Genomic DNA, 670 nt, shown 5'->3' with positions numbered 1-670 from the left:
ACCTTCGGGTGCTTTTTTCTTTTATTGCGCTTATTGCCTGTTAATTATGGATAAATTTGGCAGATAAAAATACAAACCCTTAACAACCCATTCATCTTCAATGCCAGACTTTCTTTTATTCTTATTTCAATAGATAACAAAAGCGTCCAACTGGAGTTTACCATGAAATTTAATTCAATTTTATTTGCTACAGTAATTGCAACTTCTGCTATTGCGACTACAACAACTAATGCAGGCAATACGACTAACGTTGCTTTAACTTCTGCGCTTGGTAGTGTAGTCGGCACAGCGATTGGTAAAAATATGGGTGGCAATACCGGTGCCATGATTGGTTCTGCCATTGGTGGTGCTGGCGGTGCGGCTGTTTCAGCAAACAAACGCGACCGTACTGGCGCTGCAATCGGTGGCGGTTTAGGTGGTGTGGGTGGTTATACTGTAGGTAAAAGCATGGGTGGTTCAACCGGTGGTTATATCGGTTCTGCTTTAGGTGCTGCAGGTGGTTCAGTACTGGGTAAAAAAGTATCAGAAGACCGTCGTTATGATGATCGCACAGACCGCCGTTATAATAGCTATAACAACCGTCGTTACAATCGTCGTTAATGCTCAGATTTTTGAAAGCACCTTCGGGTGCTTTTTTTGATTTTTATTCTGGTGTTTCGGGTTAATTATG

Annotated in this window: 1 protein-coding gene; it reads left to right on the top strand. The window is 41.9% G+C overall.

Annotated elements, in window-relative coordinates; all coding sequences use genetic code 11:
* The first annotated feature begins 162 nt into the window (after positions 1 to 162).
* Positions 163 to 600, top strand: a complete 438-nt coding sequence (locus tag B2Y23_RS05215) for a hypothetical protein (RefSeq protein WP_291354817.1) — start codon at positions 163 to 165, stop codon at positions 598 to 600.
* Positions 601 to 670 lie beyond the last annotated feature (70 nt).

The organism is Acinetobacter sp. UBA5934 (assembly GCF_002430855.1).
In the GTDB taxonomy this organism is placed as follows: Bacteria; Pseudomonadota; Gammaproteobacteria; order Pseudomonadales; family Moraxellaceae; genus Acinetobacter.
Note: the sequence above shows the minus strand (reverse complement) of the source record. Positions and strands in the feature narration are given on the sequence as shown.

What these genes read in the sequence shown, in the direction of transcription:
- B2Y23_RS05215 (WP_291354817.1), top strand. Translation starts at nt 163, where the DNA reads ATGAAATTTAATTCAATTTTATTTGCTACAGTAATTGCAACTTCTGCT.